Annotated in this window: 23 protein-coding genes; 14 read left to right on the forward strand and 9 right to left on the reverse strand. The window is 65.2% G+C overall.

What is annotated here, in order from left to right:
• Positions 1 to 71 precede the first annotated feature (71 nt).
• The 4 genes from EDF57_RS00710 to EDF57_RS00725 all read left to right on the forward strand — a co-directional run bounded on the left by EDF57_RS00710 (position 72) and on the right by EDF57_RS00725 (position 3,541).
• Entirely contained in the window at positions 72 to 677 is a 606-nt protein-coding gene (locus tag EDF57_RS00710; RefSeq protein ID WP_132262360.1) for a recombination protein O N-terminal domain-containing protein, read from the forward strand.
• 19 nt (positions 678 to 696) lie between these two features.
• A complete protein-coding gene (gene leuB / locus EDF57_RS00715; protein ID WP_134093235.1) occupies positions 697 to 1,740 on the forward strand; it encodes a 3-isopropylmalate dehydrogenase in 1,044 nt (347 codons plus the stop codon).
• Positions 1,741 to 1,799: 59 nt separating this feature from the next.
• Positions 1,800 to 2,975: a glycosyltransferase family 2 protein gene (locus EDF57_RS00720; RefSeq protein WP_132262362.1), complete on the forward strand. Its 1,176-nt coding sequence runs from the start codon at positions 1,800 to 1,802 to the stop codon at positions 2,973 to 2,975.
• 188 nt (positions 2,976 to 3,163) lie between these two features.
• On the forward strand, positions 3,164 to 3,541 hold the full coding sequence (locus EDF57_RS00725; RefSeq protein WP_132262364.1) for a hypothetical protein: 378 nt from the start codon (positions 3,164 to 3,166) through the stop codon (positions 3,539 to 3,541).
• 21 nt (positions 3,542 to 3,562) lie between these two features.
• Here the strand turns inward: EDF57_RS00725 and EDF57_RS00730 are convergent, their stop codons facing one another.
• Positions 3,563 to 4,846, reverse strand: a complete 1,284-nt coding sequence (locus tag EDF57_RS00730; protein ID WP_134092761.1) for a phospholipid carrier-dependent glycosyltransferase — start codon at positions 4,844 to 4,846, stop codon at positions 3,563 to 3,565.
• A gap of 132 nt (positions 4,847 to 4,978) precedes the next feature.
• On the opposite strand from EDF57_RS00730, the gene EDF57_RS00735 reads away from it, so the two are divergent.
• The 4 genes from EDF57_RS00735 (at position 4,979) to EDF57_RS00750 (ending at position 8,575) form a co-directional block, all read left to right on the forward strand.
• Positions 4,979 to 6,187, forward strand: coding sequence for an aminotransferase class I/II-fold pyridoxal phosphate-dependent enzyme (locus EDF57_RS00735; RefSeq protein WP_132262368.1), 1,209 nt, complete (start codon positions 4,979 to 4,981; stop codon positions 6,185 to 6,187).
• 136 nt (positions 6,188 to 6,323) lie between these two features.
• Positions 6,324 to 6,722 carry a Co2+/Mg2+ efflux protein ApaG gene (gene apaG / locus EDF57_RS00740; RefSeq protein WP_132262370.1) on the forward strand — a complete coding sequence of 133 codons (399 nt, stop codon included), beginning with the start codon at positions 6,324 to 6,326 and terminating at the stop codon, positions 6,720 to 6,722.
• A 93-nt stretch (positions 6,723 to 6,815) separates the two neighbouring features.
• Entirely contained in the window at positions 6,816 to 7,703 is an 888-nt protein-coding gene (locus tag EDF57_RS00745; protein WP_134092762.1) for a LysR family transcriptional regulator, read from the forward strand.
• A gap of 98 nt (positions 7,704 to 7,801) precedes the next feature.
• Positions 7,802 to 8,575, forward strand: a complete 774-nt coding sequence (locus EDF57_RS00750) for a carbonic anhydrase (protein ID WP_134092763.1) — start codon at positions 7,802 to 7,804, stop codon at positions 8,573 to 8,575.
• A 48-nt stretch (positions 8,576 to 8,623) separates the two neighbouring features.
• On the opposite strand, the gene EDF57_RS00755 is transcribed toward EDF57_RS00750, so the two are convergent.
• Positions 8,624 to 10,039 carry an aromatic ring-hydroxylating dioxygenase subunit alpha gene (locus EDF57_RS00755; RefSeq protein WP_243654048.1) on the reverse strand — a complete coding sequence of 472 codons (1,416 nt, stop codon included), beginning with the start codon at positions 10,037 to 10,039 and terminating at the stop codon, positions 8,624 to 8,626.
• Positions 10,040 to 10,169: 130 nt separating this feature from the next.
• Positions 10,170 to 11,045 carry a zinc metalloprotease HtpX gene (htpX, locus tag EDF57_RS00760; RefSeq protein WP_134092764.1) on the reverse strand — a complete coding sequence of 292 codons (876 nt, stop codon included), beginning with the start codon at positions 11,043 to 11,045 and terminating at the stop codon, positions 10,170 to 10,172.
• Positions 11,046 to 11,227: 182 nt separating this feature from the next.
• On the opposite strand from htpX, the gene EDF57_RS00765 reads away from it, so the two are divergent.
• Together EDF57_RS00765 and EDF57_RS00770 are read left to right on the forward strand one after the other, a co-directional pair.
• The gene (locus EDF57_RS00765) at positions 11,228 to 12,208 is read left to right on the forward strand and encodes a nitronate monooxygenase family protein (protein ID WP_134092765.1); all 981 of its coding nucleotides are present in this window, start codon (positions 11,228 to 11,230) and stop codon (positions 12,206 to 12,208) included.
• Between the two features lie 30 nt (positions 12,209 to 12,238).
• Positions 12,239 to 13,021: an enoyl-CoA hydratase-related protein gene (locus EDF57_RS00770; RefSeq protein WP_134092766.1), complete on the forward strand. Its 783-nt coding sequence runs from the start codon at positions 12,239 to 12,241 to the stop codon at positions 13,019 to 13,021.
• 99 nt (positions 13,022 to 13,120) lie between these two features.
• Here EDF57_RS00770 and EDF57_RS00775 read toward each other — a convergent pair whose 3' ends face one another.
• A complete protein-coding gene (locus EDF57_RS00775; RefSeq protein ID WP_134092767.1) occupies positions 13,121 to 14,371 on the reverse strand; it encodes a CaiB/BaiF CoA-transferase family protein in 1,251 nt (416 codons plus the stop codon).
• Positions 14,372 to 14,526: 155 nt separating this feature from the next.
• Between EDF57_RS00775 and EDF57_RS00780 the strand changes: the two genes are divergently transcribed.
• Positions 14,527 to 15,309 (forward strand): SDR family oxidoreductase, encoded by a 783-nt coding sequence (locus tag EDF57_RS00780; RefSeq protein WP_134092768.1) that lies wholly within the window; start codon positions 14,527 to 14,529, stop codon positions 15,307 to 15,309.
• A 37-nt stretch (positions 15,310 to 15,346) separates the two neighbouring features.
• Here the strand turns inward: EDF57_RS00780 and EDF57_RS00785 are convergent, their stop codons facing one another.
• Positions 15,347 to 16,276: a diguanylate cyclase gene (locus tag EDF57_RS00785; RefSeq protein WP_243840816.1), complete on the reverse strand. Its 930-nt coding sequence runs from the start codon at positions 16,274 to 16,276 to the stop codon at positions 15,347 to 15,349.
• Positions 16,277 to 16,426: 150 nt separating this feature from the next.
• Positions 16,427 to 17,416 carry a LacI family DNA-binding transcriptional regulator gene (locus tag EDF57_RS00790; protein ID WP_208324769.1) on the reverse strand — a complete coding sequence of 330 codons (990 nt, stop codon included), beginning with the start codon at positions 17,414 to 17,416 and terminating at the stop codon, positions 16,427 to 16,429.
• Between the two features lie 188 nt (positions 17,417 to 17,604).
• Between EDF57_RS00790 and EDF57_RS00795 the strand changes: the two genes are divergently transcribed.
• The gene (locus EDF57_RS00795; protein ID WP_132262387.1) at positions 17,605 to 18,795 is read left to right on the forward strand and encodes an acyltransferase; all 1,191 of its coding nucleotides are present in this window, start codon (positions 17,605 to 17,607) and stop codon (positions 18,793 to 18,795) included.
• 49 nt (positions 18,796 to 18,844) lie between these two features.
• Here EDF57_RS00795 and EDF57_RS00800 read toward each other — a convergent pair whose 3' ends face one another.
• Positions 18,845 to 20,014, reverse strand: a complete 1,170-nt coding sequence (locus tag EDF57_RS00800) for a thiolase family protein (RefSeq protein WP_208324770.1) — start codon at positions 20,012 to 20,014, stop codon at positions 18,845 to 18,847.
• Positions 20,014 to 20,418, reverse strand: coding sequence for an OB-fold domain-containing protein (locus EDF57_RS00805; protein WP_134092770.1), 405 nt, complete (start codon positions 20,416 to 20,418; stop codon positions 20,014 to 20,016). Before EDF57_RS00805 ends, EDF57_RS00800 begins: the two co-directional genes overlap by 1 nt.
• On the opposite strand from EDF57_RS00805, the gene EDF57_RS00810 reads away from it, so the two are divergent.
• Positions 20,417 to 20,656, forward strand: coding sequence for a hypothetical protein (locus tag EDF57_RS00810; RefSeq protein WP_134092771.1), 240 nt, complete (start codon positions 20,417 to 20,419; stop codon positions 20,654 to 20,656). The two genes, EDF57_RS00805 and EDF57_RS00810, sit on opposite strands and share 2 nt — an antisense overlap.
• 58 nt (positions 20,657 to 20,714) lie before the next feature.
• Positions 20,715 to 22,964, forward strand: coding sequence for a TonB-dependent receptor (locus EDF57_RS00815; RefSeq protein ID WP_243654117.1), 2,250 nt, complete (start codon positions 20,715 to 20,717; stop codon positions 22,962 to 22,964).
• 84 nt (positions 22,965 to 23,048) lie between these two features.
• Here the strand turns inward: EDF57_RS00815 and EDF57_RS00820 are convergent, their stop codons facing one another.
• The gene (locus EDF57_RS00820; RefSeq protein WP_134092772.1) at positions 23,049 to 23,969 is read right to left on the reverse strand and encodes a TIGR03619 family F420-dependent LLM class oxidoreductase; all 921 of its coding nucleotides are present in this window, start codon (positions 23,967 to 23,969) and stop codon (positions 23,049 to 23,051) included.
• Positions 23,970 to 23,987: the final 18 nt, after the last annotated feature.

Below are 23,987 nucleotides of genomic sequence, written 5' to 3' on the forward strand. Positions count from 1 at the left end.
TTTCCTCCGCGTTTTGCATTGGGCGTGCGGCGCTTATGGTGTCCGCAGCGCGCTGCCGCTAGCGGCGAGCCATGCAGCTTCGCGCACCCGCCATCGTCTGCGCTGCCCGCCCTCACGGCGAGACGGCGGTCATCGCCCGGATGCTGACGTCCGAGGCCGGGATCGTAGCTGCCTATGTGGCAGGCGGCCGCGGGCGCGAGCTGCGGCCGGTGCTGATCCCCGGCAATGCCGTGGAGGCGGATCTGCGCGCGAAAAGCGATAGCCAGCTTCCCTTCGCCCGCATCGAACTCGTCACCAGCCGCGGGCCCTGGCTCAGCGAGCCGCTTCCCGCCGCCGCGATCTCCTGGGTGACGGCGCTGACTGCCATGGCGCTGCCGGAGCGCCAACCCTACCCCGCGCTTTACGATGCGCTCTGCGCGCTTCTGGAGGCGATCTGCGTGGCACCCTCGGCCAGGGGCTGGGCGTTGCCGCTGCTTTCCTACGAGGTCCTGCTGCTGCGCGAACTCGGTTACGGCGTACCTGTCGCCCGTCCCCAGGATGACGACTGGGGCGCGATACTCACCACTTTCGACCGCCTCGGCCGCGAGCTTTCGCGCTATCCGCTTGCCGATCGGCGTGGAGACGCTATGGGGGCGCGCGTCCTGCTGCGTGAGCGGCTGGCACGGATTCATGGCTGAGAAGCAAGCGGAGAACGACATGCGCATCGCAGTATTTGCAGGAGACGGGATCGGTCCCGAGGTCACCGAGCAGGCAGTGCGCGTTCTCGAAAAGCTTGAACTTCCGGGTCTTGAGCTTGTCGAAGGCGATGTCGGCGGCGCGGCCTACTACAAGCATGGCCACCCGCTTCCTGCCGAAACGCTGGAGATCGCGCGTTCGGCCAAGGCGATCCTGTTCGGGGCCGTGGGCGATTTCTCCTGCGACCATCTCGAACGCCATCTCCGCCCGGAGCAGGCCATCCTCGGCCTGCGCAAGGAACTCGGCCTCTTCGCAAACTTGCGCCCGGCGCAGGTTTTCGCAGGCCTTGAGGACCTGACCACGCTGCGTCCCGAAGTCGCCAGCAAGATCGACCTGCTGATCGTGCGCGAACTCAACGGCGACGTCTATTTCGGCGAAAAGGGCCTGCGCACGCTGGAAGACGGCCGCCGCCAGGGCTGGGACATGATGTCCTATGCCGAGGACGAAGTGCGCCGCATCGCGCATGTCGGCTTCAAGGCGGCGATGGGCCGCGGCAAGAAGCTCTGCTCGGTCGACAAGGCCAATGTGCTCGAAACCTCGCAGCTCTGGCGCGACGTGGTGATCGAAGTGGCCAAGGAATATCCCGAGGTCGAACTCACCCACATGTACGTCGACAATGCGGCGATGCAGCTGGTGAAGAACCCGGGCCAGTTCGACGTGATCGTCACCGGCAATCTCTTCGGCGACATCCTTTCCGACCAGGCCTCGATGTGCGTGGGCTCGATCGGCCTGCTGGCTTCGGCTAGCCTTGCCGAGGGCACGTACGGCCTCTATGAGCCGATCCACGGTTCGGCGCCGGACATCGCGGGCAAGGGCCTTGCGAATCCGATGGCGACGATCCTTTCGGCGGCGATGCTGCTCCGTCACTCCTTCGGTCTCGAAGCCGAAGCTGCGTGGATCGAGGCTGCCGTCGCCAGGACTCTGGCCGATGGCATCAAGGGCGGCGATCTGGGCGGTACGGCCGGCACGCGAGAAATCGGTGACGCGGTCGTCGAACGGCTGTAAGATCGCCTACCGTTCGGACCAAAAAGGTTTATTCAGGATTACCACCTATTACGGGGCGCATGAACATAACTCGTTCTGATCTCGCAGAGGCGCTCGACGTCGCAGCCAAGCCGCTTGAGCTGGCGATTGTCCTGCCTACCTATAACGAGCGCAAGAACATCGCGACGATGATCGAGCGACTCGATGCCGCGCTGAAGGGCGTGGTGTGGGAGGCCGTCTTCGTTGACGACAACAGCCCGGACGGCACCTCGGACGAGGCGCGCCGCCTGTCGCTGGAGGATCCGCGCGTGCGCTGCATCCAGCGCATCGGCCGCCGCGGCCTTGCCAGCGCGGCGATCGAGGGCATGTGCTCCACCGCCGCGCCGGTGGTTGCCGTGATGGATGCCGACCACCAGCACGATCCTGCGCTCCTGCCGGGCATGCTCAAGGCGGTGACCTCGGGCGAGTACGACCTGGCCTATGCCTCGCGCTTCGCGGAAGGGGCCAGCACCGAAGCCTGGGGCCGTCCCGACCGTGTGAAGGCCTCGGGCCTTGCCAACCGGATCGCCAACAAGGTGACCGGGGTGGAACTGACCGATCCGATGAGCGGGTTCTTCATGCTTCGCACCGAGACCTTGCGCGCCGATGCGCATCGTCTCTCGGGCGTGGGCTTCAAGATCCTTCTCGACATTCTCGCAACTGTCGACCGTCCGCTTCGCGTGAAGGAGTTCCCGCTCCATTTCGCGGCGCGTGCGGAAGGCGAAAGCAAGCTGGACCAGACCGTCGTGTTCGAATTCCTCGTAGGCCTTTACGACAAGTGGCTGGGGCGCATCATCCCCACCCGTTTCGCCCTGTTCGGAACCGTTGGCGCCCTGGGCGTGGTGGTGCAGTTCAGCGCGCTGTGGATCATGCTCCACCTCGTGTTCGCCGAGCGCTTCGTCTACGGCAACTGGTCGGAAAGCGCGACGTTCAACATCGCGAACTCGATCGCGGCGATCGTGGCCATGACGTTCAACTTCGTGCTGAACAACGAACTGACGTACTCGGACAAGCGCCTGCGCGGGTTCGGCCCGCTGATGCGTGGCTGGGCGCAGTTCGCCGTCGCTTGCTCGTTGGGCCTGCTGACCAACGTCGGTTCGGCGGCCGTGCTCAGGACCATTGGCATTCATGACGTGGTGGCGGTCGTCACCGGCATCGTGCTGGCCGCGGTCTGGAACTTCGCGCTGTCCTCGAAGTTCGTCTGGGGCAAGTACTAAGCCAGCTGCGATAACTGGCCCGCCGCCCTGACGGCGGCGGCGAACAGACAAAAGCGCGCGCCGGGGTTCCGGCGCGCGTTTTTCGTTTGCCCTACGTCGGTCGTCATAGGGCGTTCGCCGGATTCACTTTGTGTTCACTCGTGCAATCATGTCCAGCACCGGGGCCGAGCCGGCTTGAGGGACAATGCATGATCTTTCGCGTTTCGATAGACGCCCGCGACCCCTGCCGGGTCGCCGCGGTGCTGGCCGAACTTGTCGGCGGCCGGTCGGTGCGCGGCGGCGCGGGTTGGCGCGTGGAGGCATCGCAGGCGGCGCCGCAGATGCTTGTGGTGCCTTGCGAGGATCCCTGCACGGATGCGGGCCACTGCAGCGTGACCCTGGCGACATCGCTCGACATCGCGGGAGTCTATGCCATCGCCGGGCGCGAAGGCTGGCCGGCCCGCTACCGGCGGCGTGCGGGCGGCCTGGACGTGATCGAGCTGATGCTGGAAGGCGCACGCGCGATCGAGGTCGTCACGCCCGACATGCAGGCGGATCACTTGGGCAAACTGGCCGCGTCTGGCTAGGGGCGGGCGCCCGGCATTCCGTCAACGCCAGTTCGGAAACCACATCCAGACGTTGTAGAATTCCTTGGTCGGCAGCGGGGCGCCAGAGATGATGGGGTAGAAGCCCACGAACATAGCTGCCGAGATCGCCATGGTCGCAGTGGCCAGGTGGCGCCAGCGGTCGCGCCGGTTCCACAGGGCGTCCAGGGCGAAGGCCAGGATGCCCATGAGGAAGGCTCCGGGCAGCAGATAGTGGTAGTAGAACTGGATCGGCTTGCCGTTGACCACCCAGATGCCCAGCGTGCCCGCATAGAGCAGCACCAGCGTCAGGACGTCCCGGCGCCCACGGAACAGCGAGACCCAGGCGCCCCATACGAGCGCGAAGAGTCCGGAGATCATCGAGAAGGGATTGCCCAGCATCACGATGCCGTGCTGGTGGCCGTCGATGTTCTCGAACTGGTACCAGATCGGCCGCCAGTCGACCATCCACTGGTACCAGAGGCTGCGGTAGGGGTGCAGCTTCTTCACGCTGTCCTGCAGCGCGATCATGTGGCGGTGCTGCTCGATGAAGCCCCAGGGCGAGAGCGGGCGGCTGCTATAGAACATCGCCGGAAGGTACGTCGCCCAATAGACCATCAGGGGCAGCAGCCCGAGCCAGAACGCGGCTTCCGCCAGCGAGATGCCCGGGATGGGTCCCGCGCCCTTGCGGCCGACGAATTTCCAGCCGCTCTCCCGCACGCGCAGCGCCAGGAACCACAGCCCGGGCACCATCAGCGCCGGAGCGCTGCTCCACTTGGCCCCGAGCGAAAGCCCAAGCGCAACGCCCGCCGCTGCCAGTCGTCCCCGCGCCGCGCCGCTCGTCGGCGCATGAAGGGCGGCCGCGAACTGCCAGAGGGCGATCATGCACAGTGAGGCCTCGACCATGTCGAGCATGGAGATGCGGCTCTGGACGAACCACATGAAATTGGTGGCCAGCAGCACGGTCGCGGTGATCGTGGCCCGGCGGCGTCCGGACAAGTGCCAAACGAAGCGCGCGAAGGCGAACAGGCCGAACACGCCGAACAGCAGCGGGCCGATGCGCCAGGCGATCGGCCGGTCGCCGATGATCGAGATGAAGCCGGCGATCACTTCCTTGGCGAACATGGGATGCTCGCCATTGGCCGGGATCAGTTCCAGCAGCTTGAGCGCAGCCGGGACGTAGTGGATCTCGTCGAAGTAATAGCGGTTCGGTTCCGCAAGTCGGAACAGGGCGAGGGCCAGGAACAGGCCCGTCACGATCAGGCTCCAGCCGATCGGATCTCTCTCATTGCGCGAAGCGTTCGGCATCGGACCGGCGGAATAAGGGCGAAGTAAGGGGACTGCAAGGCTGACTGAAACTTGCTCCACCGAAGCCGCGGCGCGCCTAAGGTTGCACTGGCCGCTTGCGCTGGCCCTTTGGCGATCCTAGAGGCTTGGCCCATGAAACGCACTACCGGACAGGACCGCTCGAAGACCCGCAACTGGCGCCCGGCCACCCGCGCGATTCGCGGAGGCACCTGGCGCTCGGAAATGGGGGAGACCAGCGAAGCGCTGTTCCTCACTTCCGGCTACAGCTACGACGATGCCGCTACCGTGGCCGCCCGCTTCATGGGCGAAGACGACGGCATGACGTATTCGCGGCTCCAGAACCCGACGGTGCAGATGCTGGAAGAGCGCATCGCTCTGCTGGAGGGGGCGGAAGCCTGCCGTACCCAGGCCTCGGGCATGGCGGCCATGACCACGGCGCTGCTCTGTCAGCTTTCGGCCGGCGACCACATGGTGTCCGCCCGCGCCGCCTTCGGTTCGTGCCGCTGGCTGGGCGATAGCCTGCTGCCGCGCTTCGGTATCGAGGTGACGGTGATCGACGCCACCGACACGGCGGCCTGGGAAGCGGCGATTCGGCCCAATACCAAGGTGTTCTTCTTCGAATCGCCTGCGAACCCGACAATGGACATCGCCGACATCGAAGGCATCTGCGCCATCGCCAAGGCACACGGGATCACCACCGTGGTCGACAACGCCTTCTGCTCGCCGGTCCTGCAGCGGCCGATGGAGTTCGGCGTCGACGTGGTGGCCTATTCGGCGACCAAGCTGATGGACGGGCAGGGCCGCGTCCTGGCCGGCGCCGTCTGCGGCACCGAAGAATTCATCAACGACAAGCTCCTGCCGTTCCAGCGCAACACCGGGCCGAACCTTTCGCCCTTCAACGCCTGGGTCGTGCTGAAGGGCCTGGAGACGCTGGACCTGCGCGCCAAGAAGCAGAGCGAGAACGCCCTGAAGGTCGGCCAGTTCGTCGCCGGGCGCGTGCCGAAGATCCTTCACCCCTGGCTCGACAGCCACCCGCAGCAGGCTCTTGCGCAGAAGCAGATGGATGCCTGCGGGCCGATCTTCAGCTTCGTCCTCGATGGCGGCCGCGAACAGGCGCATACCCTGCTGGACGCGCTCGAACTGATCGACATTTCCAACAATATCGGCGACTCGCGCTCGCTGATGTGCCACCCGGCCTCGACCACGCACCACGGCGTCGGTCCCGAAGGACGCGAGGCCATGGGTGTCACCGAAGGCATGCTGCGCATCAATATCGGGCTGGAGGATGCCGACGACCTGATCGAGGATCTCGACCAGGCGCTGACCAAGGCCGGTCTCTGATTCGTCGTGAAGCGCCGCTGCCCGCCGGGGCGGCGCTTCATCTGGCTGTCCGCCATGTCATCAGCCGAATGCCTCGCGCAAGGTTCGCGCTGCGCAGTTGTCGTTCCGTCAAATCATCGTTAGGCTGGCGGATGTTATGAAGGAATTCTTCCAACATACGGCGATGACCGATGGGGTGACCGTGCGGGTCGCCGTCAACTTCCTGCCCGAGCAGTCGCGCATCGAGGCGGGTAAGTGGTTCTGGGTCTATCACATTCGCATCGAGAACGATTCGGATGAGACGCTCCAGCTCATGACCCGGCACTGGCGCATCACGGACGGTCATGGCGATGTCAGCATGGTCGATGGCGAAGGCGTGGTGGGCGAACAGCCCGTCATCGCGCCGGGCCGCAGCCACGATTACGTCTCCGGTTGTCCTCTGCCTACGCCGCAGGGCTCGATGGAAGGCAACTACACCTTCCTGCGCGACGACGGCACCGAGATAGAGGCGGCGATCCCCTTTTTCCCGCTGGCCGCGCCCGCCACGGCGCGCTGACGGAACGGGCTTTCGGTGGGGCGATGCGCAGCGCCGGGAGCGTTGCGGCAGTTCTTCATTGCCCGTGCGAAAACCAGCGCATAGGGAACTCCCATGAAGCGCACGCACCTGCCCCTCAATGCCCTGCGCGTCTTCGATGCAGCGGCACGCCACCTTTCGTTCACCCGCGCCGCCGACGAGCTGGCCGTGACGCCGGCCGCGGTCGGCCAGCAGATCCGCGCACTCGAAGACCTGCTGGGCGTGGTGCTGTTTCGCCGCACCAGCAAGGGGCTGGAACTGACCGACGAAGCCGGCGCAGGGCTTGCCGCGCTGCGCACCGGTTTCCTTCATTTCGAGGATGCCGTGCAGGCCATGCAGGCGGGCCAGTCTAGCCACGTCTATACCATCGCCGCACCGCGCGAATTCTTCGCCGCCTGGCTGGCCCCGCGCCTTGCCGCATTCCGGGCCGATAATCCGCAGGTCCGCTATGTCATCGTCGACGGCGAACTGACCGATTTCACCGAAGCCAATCTCGACCTGGCGGTGCGCTGGACCGATGGGCCGGGCGAGCTGGAAGGCGCGGCACTGGGCGCGGCGGAATGGGTCGAAGTGGGCCAGGGCGACTGGATCGGCTGGCCGGGCGACCCTGCACCGGGCACCGAGGACGATCAGGACAATGAGGAGGCCAAGCCGCCGATCGCGGTGAGCGATGCGGGCCAGGCGATTGCCGCCGCGCGATCGGGCCTCGGCCGGGCGCGCGTTCCCGGCTTGCTCGCGCGCGGTCTCATCAGCGAGAACGACCGGGACGTGATCCAGACGACGACCCCGTGCCGCAGGGGCTACTGGTTGGTGGCACCATTGCCGCAGTGGCGCCAGAAGAAGGTCAAGGCCCTGGTCGGTGCCCTGACTGAGCAGGCGCTTACGGGGCAAACGCTCACGGGTCAGACACCTGCCGATCAGAGCCTGGATCAGGTCTCGGCCGGTCACACTTCGGCAGACTGAGCAGGCGGGAATCGAACGAACCGAATTCGTTCGATTTCAACAAGCACCGCGGCGGGGCGGCCATGTTAGGTTCCAGTCGGATCACACTGGAGACCGCGATGTCCTCTAGCCTGCCCGTGCCTGACGCCGAAGCCGCCTGCTGCAAGACCTCGCGCCGGGAGGTGCTGGGAGCCCTGGCCGCCGCCAGCGCAGCCGGAACCTTGGGCCTGGCCGCCGCGCCGCCGGCCATGGCCGCCTCGTCCGCCGCACCTGGGGGCGGCGGCGAGCAAGTCACGCCGGACCAGGCTCTCAAGGAAATCATGGACGGTAATGCCCGCTTCATCGCGGGAGCGCCCACGGCCCACACCAGGGATCTGGCCATCATCAAGGCCCGGGCGGCGGAAGGGCAGTGGCCTATCGTCGGCGTCCTGTCCTGTGCCGATTCGCGCGTGCCAGTGGAAATGGTGTTCGACGAGCCGATTGGCCGCCTGTTCGTCACCCGCATCGCCGGCAATATTACCACGCCGGAAATCATCGCCAGCCTCGAATACGGCGTGGCGGTGCTCGGCATCAAGGCCGTGGTGGTCATGGGCCATTCGAACTGCGGGGCGGTGAAAGCTGCCATGGAGAACCCCGAGGTTCCCGGCCAGATCAGCGCGTTGTTCCCGGCGATCCTGCCCGCGCTCTACGTCAGCCAAAGCCAGGATCCCGCCATCGTCACCCGTCAGAACGCCGTGATCCAGGCTGCAACCCTGATCAATTCCTCGCCCGTGATCGAGGCGAAAGTCCAGTCCGGCGAACTGAAGGTGGTGCCCGCTCTTTACGATGTCGCCACGGGCAAAGTGGAAGTCCTGCCTATTCCTTCGGGCCTTCGCACCAAGACGGCAAAGTGACCTCCCAAAGCCCGCCGTGCCGGATGGTCCGGCACGGCGGGTCCTGGATCAGAACCCGAGGTCTTCGATCGGGCCGTCGAAATTGCCGCCCAGCTTGTGGATGGCCTTGGCGAGCTGCTCCTGCGGCACGCCCTTGAGGTAGCCGTCGATGATCCGTTCGTAGTTGCTGATCAGCCCTTCGACTTCGTGCGACAGGCGCATGAACTCGAAGCCGCTGGCATGAAGCCCCTTCTGCTGGATCGGGATGTTCGAATAGTCCTGCCGCGGAATCGGTGGGAAATCGGGGCTGTTGTAAGGCAGTACCGTGGGCTCCATCACCGTTTCCATGTCGTCGTCCTCGGAGACATATGTCAGCGACCATATCTCGAAGAAGCAGCTCTCCGGCCCCGTCGGGCGGATCCGATAGGCGGACATCGAGGTGAAGTAGGGCAGCAGGAAGTAGTGCGGGAAGAGGAACTCCACCGCTTTCACCGGATGGGTCTGCGCCACCGTGCAAAGGTCTGGCACCGGCTCTCCGCGGGCCTGCAACTGCGCGGAAATCTGGTGCATGACGATGCCCAGCCAGTGGAACATCGCCATGTTCTGGTCTTCCGGCAGGCCTTCCTCGATGCCGATGAGACCGCGCGCAATTTCCACTTCCTTTTCGTGGACCATCCCCGCCATGCCTTCGCTGAGCAGAGCCATGGACTTGACCTGAAGTTCCTGGTTCTCGCGATAGGACAAGTGCGGTTCGGCCATGATCGGCACCGGGCCGCGCGGGCTGCGGTACATCGAATCGTACATCATCGGCGCCGCATGCTGGAGCTGCGGATGCGTCTGCATCACATGGTAGCCTTCCATGAAGGCTTCCATCGCCACCTTCCAGTTCGCCGGCAGCTCCGCTCCGTAGCACCATTCCGCGCGCATCTTGTCCAGGCCGCGGGCTTCCAGATTGGGCGCCAGGGGTCCGAAGGAATCGCGCACGGAAGGCGCGTCGTCGTCATGGTTGATCCAGACGCAGCCGATGAATGTCTCCGCACGGCAGGGGACCAGGTTGATGTCGTCCTCCTGAAGCTGCCGCTCCGAGAACATGTGCTTGCCGTAGACCTGGGTGGATTCGCCGTCCATATTCCAGCGCCAGCCGTGGAACGGGCAGACGAAGCCCGACTTCTTGCAATTGCCGTGCGCATGGCCGGTGCCGCCGGCAAAGGGCACGCCGCGGTGGCGGCAGGCGTTGTGGAAGGCTTTCACCCCGCTGGCGGTCCGCACGATGACGACGGACTTGCCGACGTTCTCGTACTCGATCCAGTCGCCGATTTCGGGGATCTGCTCTTCCCGGCAGGCCATCTGCCAGACATGCGGCCAGAGGTGGTCCAGCTCGGCCTGGTAGAATTCGGCATCGTAGTAGCGCTTGACCGGAATCCGTTCCGGATCCTCGATCGGATAGGGGACGGACCGCAGTCCGCCGTCGACAGATTTCAGCACTCCGACACCTCTCGGCTTGTTCTTCATTCGTGTTGAACGAATGTACAACCGTCGGCGGGGCAGGCAATGGCGCGCTCTATCGTGGGCGCGCTATTTGAACGGCGCGGGCAGGCGGCCCCGCGTCGGTCGCTTACCTTCGGGCCGGGTCGAGCGCGGATGCCGCGCGGCGGGGCGGCGCGCTTTCCATGGCCATCAGCGCCGCGATGCGCTTTTCGGTGGCGGGATGGGTGGAGAACAGGTCCGAAACCGAAGTGGGCACGATGTAGAGCTGCGCCGCGGCCGGATTGCGCTCCGAAGCCACGCTGGGAACCGCCTGCGCCGGGCCCGCGATCTTGGCGAGGGCGGATGCGAGTGCGCGCGGGTTGCCGCTGATCTCGGCGCCGGCCTTGTCCGCGCCGAATTCGCGGGTGCGGCTGATCGCCATCTGTACGATCATCGCGGCGAAGGGGGCCATGAACACGGCAGCCATGGCGGCAATCGGATTAGGTCGGTTTTCGCCCCCGCCAAGATGGCCCCCGAAGAACAGGCCGAAGTTGGCGATCATCGAGATCGCGCCGGCAATCGTCGCCACCATCGTCATGATCAGGGTGTCGCGGTTCCTGACATGGCCCAGCTCATGCGCCATGACTGCCGCCACTTCCTCGCGGTCCAGCATGTTCAGAAGGCCGGTCGTCGCCGCGACGGCGGCGTGCTCCGGGTCGCGGCCGGTGGCGAAGGCATTGGGGTTGGAACTTTCGACCAGGTAGACGCGCGGCATGGGAAGGCGCGCGCGGCGGGCGAGTTCGGCCACGAGGGTGTAGAATTCCGGCGCGCTGCGCTCGTCCACCTCTCGGGCATTGTGCATGCGCAGGACGATGCTGTCGGCGTTCCAGAACGTGAACAGGTTCATCCCCGCCGCGACGACCAGCGCGATCATCGCACCGCCGCTGCCGCCGAAGATATAGCCCAGCCCCATGAACAGTGCCGTGAGCGCCGCCAGCAGCATGGCCGTCTTGAAACCGTTCACTTGTCCAAACTCCTTGAAATGTCTGCCTTTGGAATCTGGGTATCACGCGGCGGCTTTCAATATCCGGAACGGCCTTTGCATCGCCCGCGCGAATTGCGGGGCGGGCCGCGCGTTCGGTGTCCTCAAGCGCGCAGATCCCCCCTAGGACCACTGCAAGGGAAGTTTCTGGGAGTTTGCAAGCAATGGCGTTCAAGACCCGCGTCACCGAGATGCTCGGCATCGAACATCCGATCGTGCAAGGCGGCATGCAGGGCGTGGGCCTGGCCGAGCTGGCCAGCGCTGTGTCCAACGCCGGCGGCCTGGGCACGCTCACCGCGCTGACCCAGCCCAGCCCCAAGGCGCTGCGGGAAGAGATCGAGCGCTGCCGCTCGATGACCGACAAGCCGTTCGCCGTGAACATCACGGTGTTTCCGACCCTGCTCCCGCCCGATTACAAGGCCTATGCGCAGGCCGCGATCGACGGCGGGGTCAAGATCGTCGAGACGGCCGGCACTCAGCAGGTGCGCGAGATCTGGGAAATGGTGAAGCCGCACGGCATCACCGTGCTCCACAAGTGCACGGCCGTGCGCCATGCCCTGTCCGCCGAGCGGCACGGCTGCGACATCATCTCGATCGACGGTTTCGAATGCGCCGGTCATCCCGGAGAGGACGACATTCCGGGGCTGATCCTGATTCCTTCAGCGGCCGACAAAGTGAAGATCCCGATGCTGGCCAGCGGCGGCTTCGGTGACGGGCGCGGGCTGGTTGCCGCTCTGGCGCTGGGCGCCGAGGGCATCAACATGGGAACGCGCTTCTGCGCGACACAGGAAGCGCCGATCCATGACAACGTGAAGGCCAAATATATCGAGAACGACGAGCGGGGGACGAACCTGATCTTCCGCAAGTTCAAGAACACGGCCCGCGTCGGCAAGAATGGCGTTTCCGACGAGGTGGTCGATATCTCCGCCCGCCCCGAATCGACCTTCGACGACATCAAGCATCTGGTGGCAGGGGCCGTGGGCCGGGAACTGCTCCAGTCCGGCGATCTCACCAAGGGCATCTTCTGGGCGGGAATGGTGCAGGGGCTCATCCACGACCTGCCGATGTGCAAGGACCTGATCGATAGGATCGTTGCCGAAGCCGAGGAAATCGTGAATGCCCGCCTCGGAAAGATGCTGGCCTGAGCCGGCGCGACGCACGGAGCGATGCCTGACATGACTTACGAGAAAATCCTCTACAGCCTGGAAAACGGCGTGGCGCGGATATCGATGAACGATCCCGCCACGCGCAATGCCGGCTCGGCGCAAATGGGCGAGGAGCTTTTCGATGCCGTTTCGCGTGCGGCGTTCGAGGCGCGGGCCGTGCTGCTGACGGGCGAAGGCAAGGCCTTCTGCTCGGGCGCGAACCTGGGCGATGCGCAAGATATGCTGGATAACCCGCGCCGCGACGTGGGTACTTTGCTGGACCGGCACTTCAACCCCGTCATCATCGCCATGCGCGACATGGAGCAGCCGGTCGTCACCGCCGTGCGCGGCGCGGCGGCGGGCGTCGGCGCGGGGCTGGCGATGGCGGGCGACCTCATCCTCTGCGGAACGAGCGGGTTCTTCCTCCAGGCATTCCGTCATGTCGGGCTGGTGCCGGACGGGGGATCGTCCTGGTTGCTGGCCCGCGCGATCGGCCGGGTGCGCGCCATGGAGATGATGCTGCTGGGAGAGCGGCTCCCTGCCGAGAAGGCGCTGGAATGGGGCCTCGTCAACCGCGTGGTGCCGGACGAAGACCTCGATGAAGCCGCCATGGCGCTGGCCGGGGAACTGGCGCGCGGGCCCTGGTCACTGCGACGGATCAAGCAGGTGGCCTGGGCCGCCACCGATTGCACGCTGGAGCAGGCACTCACCAACGAGCGCCTCGGCCAGCGCGATGCCTCGCGCACCGCAGATTTCGTGGAAGGGGTGACGGCGTTTTCCGAAAAGCGCCAACCGTCCTTCCAGGGGCGCTAGCAGTCTTGAAGGCCGCCGGACCCTGAGATGGAACCGGCGGCTGAAAGGCGGTCGGGAATCGACAAAGGCTGCCAGGGAAGGGCAGCCAGTGGGACCAGCTCAGATGATCCCGCTGGTCGCCAGCTCGGCTATTCGCTGTTCGCTATAGCCCAGTTCGGCGAGCACTTCGGCATTGTGCTCGCCCAGCATCGGCGGGGCGAGGCGGATGGTCGCCGGGCTGGCGGACATCATCGCCAGCGGACTGGCGATAAGGTCCACCGTGCCGCTTTCTGCATGGGCATGCGGCGTCGTGGCACGCAGTTTCCGGTGCTTGACCTGCTCGTCCTCCCAGACATCGGCCAACTCATTGTAGCGGGCCGCCGGGATGCCGACGCCATCGAGCATGTCCTGCATTTCGGTGACGGTGAAGGCCTTGGCCCAGGTGTTGATGATGTCCATCAGTTCCGCCCGGTTGGTCTTGCCGCGCTTGAGATTGCTGTCGAAGCGAGGATCGGTGAACAGTTCGGGCTGCTCCATCAGCACGGTCAGGCGGCGGTAGTGCTCGTCGGTGCCGGCGGTGAGGTAGATGATGCCGTCAGCGCAGCGCATCAGGTCTGCCGGGCCGCCGCCATTGCCGCCATTGCCCAGGCGGGGCGGAGCCTGCCCGCTGATCAGGTAGTCCTGCATGATGTGGCTGACCATCGCGACCGAACTGTCGAGCAGGGCGATGTCGATGAATTGCCCCTCTCCGGTGCGGTTGCGGTATTGCAGCGCGCCGAGGATGGCGAGGGCGGTATTGTGCCCGGTCACGAAGTCGACAAGGCTGGGCCCGGTCTTGAGCGGTCCGCTGCCGGGCTGGCCTTCGGGAATGCCGGTGACGGCCATCATGCCGCCGGTTGCCTGGAACAAGCCGTCATATCCCGGCCGCGCGGCCATGGGTCCGGTCTGGCCGAAGCCGGTGACGGAGCAGTAGATCAGGCCGGGGTTGATCTCTCGCAAAGTCTCGTAATCAAGACCGAAGCGCTTGAGATCGCCGACTTTATAGTTTTCGATCAGCACGTCGGCGGTCTTGACCAACTCGCGCAGGATCGCCTGGCCTTCCGCTTTGGAATGGTTGAGCGTGATCGAGCGCTTGTTGCGGTTGGACACGGTGAAGAAGCTGGAGTGACGCGTTTCGATCCCGTCCTTGCCGGGCACCCACGAGAAACCGTAGCCCCGGCCATCGTCACCGACGCCCGGGCGCTCGATCTTGATGACGTCGGCGCCAAGGTCGCCCAGGATCTGGGCGCCGATGGGGGCGGCAAAGACGCGGCTCATGTCGATGACGCGGATGCCAGCCAGGGCTGCTTTATCGTTCTGGTTCGTGCTCATGATGGCGCTGACGCTAGACCCTGCCCCGGAACCGGCCAAGACGAGCAGCCCCGCTTATCGCAGCGACGATCAAGCATCGCCTTCGCCCGGCCGGGCTTATCCGGCCCGCCGAAAACGCCTAGCCGAAAGCGGAAGACGATGGACGGGAGCATGCGATGAAGACGGCGATCATCACCGGGGCAGGCAGTGGCATCGGGCTGGAGACCGCGAAAATTCTCCACCGCGAGGGCTTTGCCGTGGTCGGCGTCGGGCGAAGCAGGGACAAGCTGGCGACCTTGGAGGCGGAGATCGGCAATCCCGATCACGTCCTGGCGATCAGCGCCGATCTGACCGATCCGGCCGCGCCGAAAGCCGTCGTTGCTGCCGCGCTGGAGCGGTTCGGGCGGATCGATGCCCTTGTCAACAACGCGGGCGTGGGCAGTCCCAAGCCGCTCGACGAGACTGACGACGAAGCGCTCGACGGTTTCCTCGATATCATGCTGGTCGCCCCGTTCCGGCTCTGCCGCGATGTCATGCCGCACCTTTCCGAAGGGGCCAGCGTGGTCAATGTCACCAGTACGTTCGCCCATATCGGCGGAAGGCGCGGGGGCGCCTATTCCGCGGCGAAGGGCGGCCTGAAGTCGCTCACCGAACACATGGCCTGCGAATATGGGCCGCGCGGCATCCGCTCCAACTGCGTGGCGCCGGGCGTGACGATGACCGACATGGTCCGCCACCGTTTCGAGGACGAGACGTTCAAGCGCAGCAATGTCGAGACCACGCCTTATCCGCGGCTCGCCCAGCCCGAGGATATCGCTTCGGTGATCGCTTTTCTCTGCCTGCCGGGGAGCGAGATGATCAATGGGCAGTCGATCGTCGTCGATGGCGGCTGGACGGCGACGAAATATCTCTCGCCGCGCGTCACCCGCACGACATGGGTGGAACCGGAAGGGCAATAGGGCAGGTGGCTCCGCTCGGCCTTTCGCGCGGAGGCGGTCAGGTTCCGGCTGTGCAGAGCTGGTTGCCGCCGCGCCGTTTCGCGGCATAGAGCGCGGCATCGGCCTGGTGGAACAGCGCCTCCGGATCGACCACGCCTGCGAGGGCGGGCGCGGCCATTCCCGCACTCGCGCCGAGCGGCAGGGAATGGCCCTGCCAGACCACCGGCGACATCAGCGCAGGCAATCGGTGGCGCACGGAGCGTTCCAGCGCGGCGGACGAAGCGCTGCGGTCGAGGATCATAGCGAACTCGTCGCCGCCGATCCGGGCGACCAGGCGCGCTTCGGGGAATGTGCGGCGAAGGCGGCGCGCAAAGTCGCTCAGACAGGCGTCGCCGGCTGCATGGCCCCAGGCGTCGTTGACCGTCTTGAAGCCGTTGAGGTCGAACAGCACAAGCGCGCCGATCTCGCAAAGACCTTCGCCTCCCGCAGGCCGATCGAGAAATTCGGAGTGAAAGCAGGCGCGGTTGGAAAGGCCGGTGAGGGCATCGTTCTCGGCCAGATGGCGCAGGCGTTCCCAGCGCAGGCGCTCTTCGGTTATGTCCTGCTTCATGCCGTAGAGGGTGGTCGCCCGGCCGCGTTCGACGCGCGTGGCAGCGGTTATTCGCATCCAGCGGACTTCGCCGTCACCGCGCAGGATCTGGGCGTCCATGGTGAAGCCCGAACCTTCCTCGATCGCCTTGGCGCGAAGCTGCGCGAGCAAGGCACGCGATTCCTCGGTGTAGAAATCCAGAGTCTCACGCCGGTCCATCGGCCGGTCGGCCGGGGCGCCGAAGATGTTGAACACCCCTTCGGTCCAGGTCAGGGCCTGCGTCGAGAGGTCGCAGGACCAGGCGCCCATTTCGGTGAGCGCGGCGGCCTGGGCATAGAGCTGTGCCTCCTGGCTCGCGACAGGCGTGGAGGGCTGGGTCTGCGGCTGGACAGGGTCCAACAGGGATGAAACGATCGCGTGCTTCAAGAGAACCGATCCTCGGCGGAAGGCATGTCCCGGACGGGAGCCCGTAACCCGTTTAATCCCTTAGTGTAAAAGCATTGCTAACCATGCCGAACGGCTCGGCGCCTCCCGTGAGGCGGGACGGGGTCAGGCGAGCGGACGGACAAGGGTGAGAGCATGGTCTGCATCGACGCCGCGAACCGATTCGCGCACGACCAGATCGGCCGCGAAGGTATGGCGATCGGTGTCATTGCGGGTCAGCCTGCTTATGGCCTCCCGCGCGATTTCGGCCCAGGGAATGCGCATCGAGGTGAGGGCAGGTGCGGTTCTGGCGGCGATGGGCATGTCCTCGAAACCGGCGACGGAAAGGTCCTGCGGCACCGCCAGACCGGCTTGCACCGCGGCCTGAAGGACGCCGGCAGCCATTTCGTCAGTGGCGGCGATGATCGCGCTGGGCCGGGGGCTGACGTCGAACAGGAGGTGCGCCGCGGCACGGCCGGATTCGCACGAGCCGTCTCCCGCCACCACCAGCAGGGGTCCGGTCAGGCGGCGATCCGCGATAGCGTCGAGAAACCCCTGTTCGCGCAGGCGCCCGGATAGCGAATTGTCGCTGTTCGAAACCAGACCGATCCGGCGGTGTCCTTCGGCCGAGAGCCAGTGAACGAGCTGCGCCATGGCGGTGCGATCGTCGCAGGCAAGACCGGGATGGCCGAGGCGCGCGCAGCCTGTCCCTGCAGCGGCACATGCGTGGGCAAGATCCTCGCGAGCCGAGAGCGGAGGAAGGAAGATGGCGCCCTGGGGGCGGCGGCGTTCAAGAAAGGCCTTCAGGCCCGCGAGCGGCTGTTCGCGCAGGAGCCAGGGCGTCATGACCGGGCCATCGTCGGCCAGAACCTCCAGTATCGCCGTTTCCACGATAGCGGCGAGGGCGGGGTCGCTGCCGTCGTGGAACAGCGCGAGCGTGGCCATGGCAGGGTCGGCGGCGTTACCGGGTAGCGGAAACAGGCGGTGGTCGAAGCCCAGCTCCTTCATCGCGGCAACGATGCGCGCGCGGGTAGCAGGGCCTACGGATGCGCTGCCATTGACGAGGCGGCTGACGGTTTTTCGGGATACGCCGGCAAGGCGGGCGACATCGTCCATGGTAAGGCGCGGCGGCGGCATTTCAACATCATGTCGCCCCGCGCATGCGCGTCCAAGCACAGTCCGATCCGATCCGGAGATGTGCCTGCGACGACCTGTTACAACCGTGTCATTGCAGAAAAGGCGCGAAATCCCTAAGTGGGCCGTGCTTCCGCAGCTGGCGGAACCGCCCACCCCACCGGAGAAAGATGAAGCTCGCCCCGTCGCAACGCCACTATGGAATGGATTGGCTGCGCATCGGCGCGTTCGTTCTGCTGATCTTCTACCATGTCGGTTTTTCGTTCACGCCGTGGGGTTACCAGACGCCCACGCGCGGTGTGGTGAGCTGGGCGGAAATTCCGCTGCTCGGCCTCAGCGCCTGGCGCCTGGCGCTGCTCTTTGCGATTTCCGGCTATGCCAGCGCCGCGCTTCTCAAGAAGGACGGCGACAATCGGGCTTTCCTCAAGAGCCGCATCCTGCGCCTTGGAATCCCACTGCTTTTCGGCCTGACCGTGGTGGTGCCGCCGCAGCCCTACATGGGGCTGGTCAATAGCGGGTACGACCATGGATATGGTTACTTCCTGCTTTACGATGCCTTCCGGTTCCATAAAGTGGGATACGAGATCCTCCCGGCCACGATGCACATGTGGTTCGTCATCTACCTGCTGGCTTACACGCTGGTGCTCTGCGCCGGACTGATGCTCCTGCCCGGAAGCTGGCGCGCGGCACTGCGCCGGGGTGCCGAGCGTCTGCTGTCGGGACCGGCCTTGCTGCCCCTGGGAATCGGGCTGATCTTCGCGATCCGCATGCTTCCTTACGGCTGGACCGACATCCATAATTTCCTTCAGGACCGCGGCGCACACCTGCACTATTTCGGCATGTTCCTGTTTGGATTCCTGCTGCGCGGTTCGGACCCCATCCGCGAGGCCATTGCCCGCCAGTGGAAGCTCGCCCTTGCGCTCGGCATCGCCGGCTATGCCTGGGTGATCGGCGACACGCTGCTCTATCCCGGCAACGTGCCGACGCCCGCGGCCTGGCAGGAGCCGTTGTCCTTCGCCAAGTCCGTCCAGTGCTGGGGAACGGTGATCGCGCTCTTCGGTATCGCCGACCGCTTCTGGAACTTCGATAACCGCTGGCGTGCGACTTTGGTGGAGGCGGTCTTCCCGATCTACATCGCCCATCAGACCGTGATGGTTTTCGTCAGCTATGGCATTCGCGACATGGGCCTTGGCGCCCTGGCGGAATTCCTCACGCTCTGTGCGGCAGTGGCCGGGGGGTCCTGGCTGTTCTACCTGATCGGGCGCGAGATAGGGCCACTGCGTCCGCTGATCGGGCTCAAGCGGCAGCGCCGGCGGGGCACGGCCGAAGAGCAGAAGCCTGCCCTCGCTTCGGCAGGCTGACTCCCACCAGCAAACGGGTTCCGACCTCTCGCGAGGCCGGAACCGCCGATCAGTCCCGCGTCAGCAGCAGCGCCGCAGCCATCGGACCGCCGCCGGAGGTGGCGACGGCCACTTTCGGGTCGCCGGCGATCTGTCTCTCGCCGCCTTTGCCGCGCAGCTGGGTCACGGCCTCGTGCGCGAAACCGAAGCCATGCAGGCGTCCGGCGCCGAGCTGGCCGCCGAACGTGTTCAGCGGCAATTCCCCGTCCCGCGCGATCCGCGTTCCGCCCTCGATGAAGCGGCCGCCTTCGCCCTTGTCGCAGAAGCCGAGTCCTTCGAGCCAGGTGATCGGCAGGAAGGCGAAGCCGTCGTAGAACTGCACCGTGTCGACGTCGGCAGTGGTATAGTCCGTCCGCTTCCAGAGGTCGGCGCCGGTTTCGTAAGCGGCGAACTCCTCCACCTGATCCCAGGAATAGCGATCGACAGAGCCCGACATGGCGGCGATGCGGATCGGCTTGGCGGAGACTTCGTCCAGCGCGTCTTCGGCCGAAACGATCACCACGGTCGAGGCGTCCGAAAACCGGTCGCAATCGTAAAGGCAGAGCGGCGTGGTCACCATGCGCGAGGCCATGTACTTTTCGAGCGTCAGTTCTTCCTTGGTGATCGCGCGCGCGCGCGGGTTCGCCATGGCGTTCCTCGATCCGTTGATGGCGATCTGGCCGAGCTGTTCGCGCGTCAGACCGTAGCGGTGCATGTGCCGCGCCGCATATTGCGCCGTCCAGCAGGCGGCCGAAGTGGCCCAAAAGGGGCTGGTCCACTGGGAACTGCCGCTGACGGTGTCCTGCTTCGCGCCCGCCATGTACTGGGCCGGATCGGCCATGCCGCCCGCTTCGTAGACCGTGCGGAAACAGATGACATGGCGGCACAGACCCTGCTTAACCGCCATGGCCGCCACGCCGATGGCCGAGAGTTGGGCCGGCTGCTCCATCGCACCCATGTGCCATTTCGACTTGATGCCCAGAACCTCGATCAGGTCCTCGCTGGCGATCGGGGAAAAGGCGGTATAGCCGGCCATCTTGCCGGGATATGTGAAGACCCCGTCGATCTGGTCGAGCGTGAGGCCGGCATCGTCGAGCGCCTCGCGCACGGCATCCACGGTCAGCAGCAGCGGATGGCGCGGCAGGCGCACCCCGACTTCGGACTGGCCGACGCCGGTAATATAGGCTTCCTTGCTGGGCATCAGTCCGCTTTCTCGAAGAGGGGATAGAAGACGCCGTCCTGTTCCTCGAAAACGACGCGGACGCGGTCTTCGAAGTCCACGGCTTCCACCGGGCAGCCGATGATATTGGTGGTCAGATAGACCCCCGGCGCCCCGTCCAGCTTCACGCGGGCGATCACGTAGGGCACTTCCAGCCCCTTGGCCCAGGGCTGGTGATTGATCGTGAAACTGTCGATCGTGCCGGTGCCGGGCACGGCCTGCGGGGCGACGTTTTCCGACTGGCAGTGGCGGCACAGCAGGCGCGGGGGATGGGTGAATTCTCCGCAGTCCCCGCAATGGACGATGTTGAGCCTGCCTTCGCCGCCGCCGGTCCAGAACGCGGTGTTTTCCTGATCCAGCCGGGGCCGGGGCCTGGGTAAATTCATGTCCGGAGCCTCCCTTTTAGGCGCCGAAATTCCGCGCCGCATGGATCTGCGTCAAGCAGGGGAGGGGATTGATCGCGGGGGCGCGGGCGTTGCGCAAATGTCGCAAACCGTTGAAAATCCGATGTGGAAAAAGTTGATTTGGAGCGGATTTGCGTTGCCGCCAACATATCTCCCAAAAATCGGTAACAAGACTGTCATTGCGGACAAGTACTCGCCCGGCCGGTTTTTCAACCAATAGGGAATGCGACGTGTCCACGAAAGTCATCGCCAAAAAGGCTCTGCATCTGACCTGTGGTCTGGGTGCCATTTGTATTTCCGCCCATGCTTTCGCCCAGGACGCGGCGCCCCCCAGCGAAGGGCTTGGCGATATCGTGGTCACGGCGGAGCGACGCACCGAGAACCTCCAGCAGGTGCCGATCTCGGTGGGCGTTGTCGGCGGTGACCAGCTGCGCAGCTTCCAGGCGGCGGGCGACGACATTCTTGCGCTGTCGGGCCGCGTACCCGGCCTCTACGCGGAAACGACCACGGGCCGCATCTTCCCCCGTTTCTACATTCGCGGTCTCGGCAATATCGACTTCTATCTCGGCGCATCGCAGCCGGTGTCGATCATCCAGGACGATGTCGTGCTGGAACACGTCGTGCTGAAGTCCAACCCGGTCTACGACATGGACCAGGTGGAAGTTCTGCGCGGTCCGCAAGGCTCGCTGTTCGGCCGCAACACGACGGCCGGCATCATCAAGATCGACACGATCAAGCCCACGACCGACCGCTGGACCGGCCGGGCCAGCGCCAGCTACGGCGAATACAACTCGGTGAACGTGGACGCCGGCGTTGGCGGACCGATCATCCAGGACGTCCTGGCCGTCCGCGTTTCCGGGCTCTACCAGCGCCGTGACGACTGGATCGACAACACCTACAGCGGCCCAAGCGCCGACGGTACCGTCTCGCCCAAGAAGGATGCGATGGGCGGCTTCGAGGAGCGCGACGCCCGCATCCAGTTGCTGCTGGCGCCCACCGGCTCGGGCTTCTCGATGCTGACGAGCTTCCATGCCCGCAAATACGAGGGCACGTCCACGATATTCCACCGCGCCGCGTTTACCAAGGGTTCGAACGACGTAAGCCAGGAACCGCGCGACAAGATCGCCCTCGACGAGGCGCATGACAATCCGCAGGCCTACGATACCTATGGCGCCTCCAGCCGCATCGCCATGGACTTCGGCCCGGTCACGCTGACCTCCATCAGCGCCTGGGAATCGACTTCGGGCTATAGCCGCGGCGATACCGACGGCGGCGCGGCGGCGGACTATCCGGTGAACGGCGTGGCCAACGGCTATGGCCAGTCGCAGGGCAATGTGCGCGATCTCGACCAGCTCAGCCAGGAACTGCGCTTGTCCAGCAATGGCGACACCCGCTTCAAGTGGCAGGTGGGCGGCATGTGGTTCGACCAGCGCGACATCACCGAGTTCTATCAGCGCGCCTACTTCCTGACGCCGCCGGCCAACAACCCCAACAACTGGGTGCGCCTGCGCAACCAGAACACCAGCTGGGCCGTGTTCGGCCAGGCGAGCTATGAGCTGGCCGAGGGTCTGACGGTCACCGCCGGCGGGCGCTATACCAAGGACACGAAGAAGACGCGCCTGCTCAAGACCGCGGACACGGCGGCCGGCGCGGTGACTTACCGGGGGCGTCGCTACGTGCGTCTCTCGGGCGAGGAGCCGAGCTGGGATGTCAGCGTGAACTACCAGGTCAACCCGGACGTCAACGTTTACGCGCGCGTCGCGCGCGGTTTCCGCGGTCCGACCATCCAGGGCCGTTCGGCGGTGTTCAACTCGGACTTCACCACGGCGGATTCGGAAACGATCCTTTCGGGCGAGGCCGGCATCAAGACCAGCCTGCTGAACAACCGGGTGCGCTTCAACCTTTCGGGCTTTGCCTACCGGGTGAAGGACATCCAGCTGAACGGTAACGACAGCGACGGCAACGGCGTCCTGTTCAATGCCGACAAGGCCGAGGCCTACGGCATGGAAGCGGAACTGGAGGCACGTCCGATCCCCAACCTCTCGCTGACGGCCGGGCTCAGCCTGCTCCACACCGAGATCAAGGACAAGAACGTCTACGCCCAGGTCTGCGCGCTCAACGGCGTCGTCGTCTGCACGGTCGAGGACCCGACGATCACCAATGCGCGCGGCACTTTTGCGCAGATCGACGGCAATCCGCTGCCAAATGCGCCGAAGTACACCGCCAATGTCACCGCGCGTTATGACGTGCCGTTGGGCAATGGCGGTTCGCTGTTCGCGGCCACCGACTGGATGTGGCAGGGCTACACCAACTTTGTGCTCTACAAGACCAAGGAGTTCTACTCGAAGGGCGATTTCGAAGGCGGCCTCAAGATCGGTTACTCGGCCGCAGGCGGCCAGTACGAAATCGCGGCCTTCGCGCGTAACATCACCAATGAGAAGAACCTCAAGGGTGTGATCGAGAACTACATGGCCGCCGTGTTCAACGAACCCCGCGTGATCGGCGCTTCGTTCTCCGGCAAGTTCTGATCGGGACGTTCAGAGCGGTCCAATCGGATCCGGTAAACAGGTGGTGCGGTCGTCAGGCCGCACCACCTGAAGCCATCGGAACTCCTATCGCACCGCGGGCATGATCTCCTCGGCGATCCACTGGGTGTAGTCGCGGTAGGCTTCGATACCGGAGAGCGGAGGGATCGGAACCGAACTCCAGGTCACGCCCAGCCGGGAGAGTTCGCCCAGCCGCGCGATCAGCTCGTCCTTCGACTGGCCGGGCCGGGCGCGGGGATCGTCCAGCACCTTGTGACCCTCGCCCACGCGGGCGGTGGAGATACCGTAGAATACGTCTTCCAGGCGGCCGTTGTAGTCCGGCTGGGAGCGGATGAAATCCAGTCGCTCGGGGATCGTCTCCGGCCTGGTGAGGAAGGGCCACCAGCCCTGCGCATGGCGCGCGGTACGCCGCAATACGGCATCGGCATCGCCGCCGAACCACACCGGGATATGCGGTTTCTGCACTGGCTTGGGTTCGAAGGCCAGATCGCGGAAGGACACGTACTTGCCCTCGAATTCAGGGTTTTCCTGAGTCCAGAGGGTGATGATGGCCTGGATATATTCGTCCGCCATCGCTCCGCGCTCGTGGAACGGAATTCCGAGCAGCGCGAACTCCTCCTCCAGCCAGCCGACTGCAAAAGTGACCGTGACCCTCCCGGAGGAAAGCCAGTCCATGGTCGCGAGCGCCTTGGCCGTCACGATCGGGTGTTGGGCGGGCAGGATGGCGATGCAGGAATTGACCCTCAGCCGCTCGGTCGCGCCGGCGAAGTGGCTCATCGCGGTGAAGGCACTGAAATAGAAAGCGCCGGACAGGGCGACATGATCCCGCGGAATCGCGTGGTGCTCGGGCACGGCGATCATCTCGAACCCCAGCTTTTCCGCCCATTTGGCTAGCGCCGTCTGGTCTGCGCCGGTCACGGCCGTCTCCCAGGGCTGCATCGTCGCCTTCAGTTCCAGCATATGCGGCATGGCGAAAGCGAGCTTCATGCGGGGTCTCCTCGTAAC

Origin of the sequence: Novosphingobium sp. PhB55 (assembly GCF_004368805.1) — a bacterium.
Lineage (GTDB): Bacteria > Pseudomonadota > Alphaproteobacteria > Sphingomonadales > Sphingomonadaceae > Novosphingobium.

Bases quoted from the DNA above. Each gene is read 5' to 3' on its own strand.
- EDF57_RS00710 (WP_132262360.1), top strand. From the start codon at position 72: ATGCAGCTTCGCGCACCCGCCATCGTCTGCGCTGCCCGCCCTCACGGC.
- leuB (WP_134093235.1), top strand. From the start codon at position 697: ATGCGCATCGCAGTATTTGCAGGAGACGGGATCGGTCCCGAGGTCACC.
- EDF57_RS00720 (WP_132262362.1), top strand. From the start codon at position 1,800: ATGAACATAACTCGTTCTGATCTCGCAGAGGCGCTCGACGTCGCAGCC.
- EDF57_RS00725 (WP_132262364.1), top strand. From the start codon at position 3,164: ATGATCTTTCGCGTTTCGATAGACGCCCGCGACCCCTGCCGGGTCGCC.
- EDF57_RS00730 (WP_134092761.1), bottom strand. From the start codon at position 4,846: ATGCCGAACGCTTCGCGCAATGAGAGAGATCCGATCGGCTGGAGCCTG.
- EDF57_RS00735 (WP_132262368.1), top strand. From the start codon at position 4,979: ATGAAACGCACTACCGGACAGGACCGCTCGAAGACCCGCAACTGGCGC.
- apaG (WP_132262370.1), top strand. From the start codon at position 6,324: ATGAAGGAATTCTTCCAACATACGGCGATGACCGATGGGGTGACCGTG.
- EDF57_RS00745 (WP_134092762.1), top strand. From the start codon at position 6,816: ATGAAGCGCACGCACCTGCCCCTCAATGCCCTGCGCGTCTTCGATGCA.
- EDF57_RS00750 (WP_134092763.1), top strand. From the start codon at position 7,802: ATGTCCTCTAGCCTGCCCGTGCCTGACGCCGAAGCCGCCTGCTGCAAG.
- EDF57_RS00765 (WP_134092765.1), top strand. From the start codon at position 11,228: ATGGCGTTCAAGACCCGCGTCACCGAGATGCTCGGCATCGAACATCCG.
- EDF57_RS00770 (WP_134092766.1), top strand. From the start codon at position 12,239: ATGACTTACGAGAAAATCCTCTACAGCCTGGAAAACGGCGTGGCGCGG.
- EDF57_RS00775 (WP_134092767.1), bottom strand. From the start codon at position 14,371: ATGAGCACGAACCAGAACGATAAAGCAGCCCTGGCTGGCATCCGCGTC.
- EDF57_RS00780 (WP_134092768.1), top strand. From the start codon at position 14,527: ATGAAGACGGCGATCATCACCGGGGCAGGCAGTGGCATCGGGCTGGAG.
- EDF57_RS00790 (WP_208324769.1), bottom strand. From the start codon at position 17,416: ATGGACGATGTCGCCCGCCTTGCCGGCGTATCCCGAAAAACCGTCAGC.
- EDF57_RS00795 (WP_132262387.1), top strand. From the start codon at position 17,605: ATGAAGCTCGCCCCGTCGCAACGCCACTATGGAATGGATTGGCTGCGC.
- EDF57_RS00800 (WP_208324770.1), bottom strand. From the start codon at position 20,014: ATGCCCAGCAAGGAAGCCTATATTACCGGCGTCGGCCAGTCCGAAGTC.
- EDF57_RS00810 (WP_134092771.1), top strand. From the start codon at position 20,417: ATGTCCGGAGCCTCCCTTTTAGGCGCCGAAATTCCGCGCCGCATGGAT.
- EDF57_RS00805 (WP_134092770.1), bottom strand. From the start codon at position 20,418: ATGAATTTACCCAGGCCCCGGCCCCGGCTGGATCAGGAAAACACCGCG.
- EDF57_RS00820 (WP_134092772.1), bottom strand. From the start codon at position 23,969: ATGAAGCTCGCTTTCGCCATGCCGCATATGCTGGAACTGAAGGCGACG.